This window comes from Nocardia wallacei (assembly GCF_029869545.1).
Lineage (GTDB): Bacteria > Actinomycetota > Actinomycetes > Mycobacteriales > Mycobacteriaceae > Nocardia > Nocardia wallacei_A.
Map to the genome: position 1 here is coordinate 1 of NZ_JARWQD010000002.1, position 2,125 is coordinate 2,125.

Annotated in this window: 2 protein-coding genes; both read left to right on the plus strand. The window is 71.6% G+C overall.

The window, feature by feature from the left end:
* The first annotated feature begins 67 nt into the window (after positions 1 to 67).
* A complete protein-coding gene (locus QH290_RS00015; protein WP_280381604.1) occupies positions 68 to 1,216 on the plus strand; it encodes a DUF5925 domain-containing protein in 1,149 nt (382 codons plus the stop codon).
* A 355-nt stretch (positions 1,217 to 1,571) separates the two neighbouring features.
* Positions 1,572 to 1,964: a hemophore-related protein gene (locus tag QH290_RS00020; RefSeq protein ID WP_280381603.1), complete on the plus strand. Its 393-nt coding sequence runs from the start codon at positions 1,572 to 1,574 to the stop codon at positions 1,962 to 1,964.
* Positions 1,965 to 2,125: the final 161 nt, after the last annotated feature.

The window sequence follows — 2,125 nt, forward strand, 5'->3', positions numbered from 1 at the left end:
AATCTCCTAAACGGGGTGCCCGGGCCCCCAAATTACCCGTTCCATCGTAAAAATCATTACACCCCCACTGCACCGCCTCTGGCTTTGGGGCCGCGAGGCCCCCGCGGCCGCCCCGGCCGGGGCGCCCTCGTGGGTGATGAACATCGACGACTCCGATTCGGCCCGCGACATCATCGATGCGCTCGGCATCGCCGCCTATCTCAGCGGCGAGCAGCCGCACGCGGTCTCGGTCGACATCGAGCATCTGAGGCCGGACGCGCCGCTGCGGCCCGACGACGCGCGGGTGCTGCGCACCAGCGACGAGGACGGCACGCTCGCGACGCTGTCGGTCGGCGACGGCTGGACGCTGCGTGTCGTGCGCCGCACCAACGGCACCGCGATGCTCAACGTCAGCGCCGTCACCGAGGTGCTGGCCCGCGAGGTGGTCGAGGTGTGCACCAAGGACGCGGCCGTCGAACCGGAATCCGACGACAGCCAGGTCTCGATGGGCTTCTGGCACATCGGATCCCACGGCCCGCAGCGGCGCGAGCGCACCATCACCGCCGCCGCCTGGGCGGAGATCGACGGCAACTACGGCGCCGAGGTCGGCGCCGCCATGCGGCAGCTGATGGCCCTGCGGCCCGAGGAGGTGCGCGGGCGGCTGCTGTTGCTGCACGGCCCGCCGGGCACCGGCAAGACCTCCGCGCTGCGGGCGCTGTCGCGCGAATGGGCGGACTGGTGCCAGGTGGACTGCGTGCTCGATCCCGAGGTGCTCTTCGCCAACCCCGGATATCTGATGGAGGTCGCGATCGGTGTCGACACCTACGACGAGAGCAAGCGGCGCTGGCGGCTGCTGGTGCTCGAGGACTGCGACGAGCTGATCCGCGGGTCGGCGAAAGAGTCCACGGGCCAAGGTCTTTCGCGTCTGCTGAACCTCACCGACGGCATGCTCGGACAGGGGCGCGACGTGCTGGTGGCGATCACCACCAACGAGAACCTGTCCCGGCTGCACCCGGCGGTGGTGCGGCCCGGCCGCTGCCTGGCCCAGCTGGAGGTGGGCCGGTTGTCACCGGCGGAGGCGGCCGCCTGGCTCGATCGCGAACTCGGCGACCGGCCGCGGCCCGCGATCGGCCCGGACGGCATGACGCTGGCGGAACTGATCGCCTCCCGCGACGACCACTCGCGCATCCAGGCGGTGCCGCCGGGGCCCGCACCGGGCAGCGGCGGCTACCTGTAGCGAAACGTCGATTCCCTTGCCGCACAGCGGCCCGCGGAAGCGGGCGCCTATTCCCTTGCCGCACAACGGCCTGCGGAAGCGGGCACCTATTCCCCTTGCCGCGCAACGTCCTGCGGAGGCGGGCGCTTGTCCCCCTTGCAGCACAGCAGCCCGCGGAAGTCGGTACTTATCCCCTTGCCGCGCAGCGGCCCGCGGAAGCCGGTACTTATCCCCTTGCCGCACAACGGCCCGCGGAAGCCGGTACTTATCCCCTTGCCGCGCAGCGGCCTAACGCCCGGCAAACGGGGGCGCTGGTGGACTGGGCGCCGAGCCACCGATCACGGTGGCCGGACGATCCGAAGAAGGGACGACGACCATGTCGGTTACGAGGTTCGCGCAGGTGTCGGTGTTGGCGGCGGTGGCGTTCGCGGGCGTGGTGGTGGCGTCGGGGACGGCGTCGGCGCAGCCGAGTGAGCGGCATCCGCTGGCCGATTCCACCTGCTCCGCCGCGCAGGTGGAAGCCGCGATGCGCGACCACGCCCCCGGGTTCGCGGCATATCTGGACGAGCATCCGGACCGCCGCGTGCAGTTCCAGCGCATGTTCGACGCGCCTCCCGAGCAGCGCAAGATGATCATCCGGGAGCGCGGCCAGGGCGGGCCGGAGCTGCCGGACGGCCCCGGCCGGGTCATCTTCCGCGACGACGATCCGCGATTCGCCGATATGCCGCGGCAGATGCGCGTGGTCGCCGATACGTGCCACGGGTACTGACCGAGTCGGACAGCAGTGGGGGGGCGGGGCGGGGGCTGGGCGGGGTCTCGGGGCGGAGGTGGGCGGCTGCGGCGGCGGCGGTGGTCGTCAACGACCTCGGCGGCGACAACGCCGGTGAGGGCACCGACGTCGGCCCGGCGCAGGAGGTGGTGAACGAGATC

What these genes read in the sequence shown, in the direction of transcription:
- QH290_RS00020 (WP_280381603.1), top strand. Translation starts at nt 1,572, where the DNA reads ATGTCGGTTACGAGGTTCGCGCAGGTGTCGGTGTTGGCGGCGGTGGCG.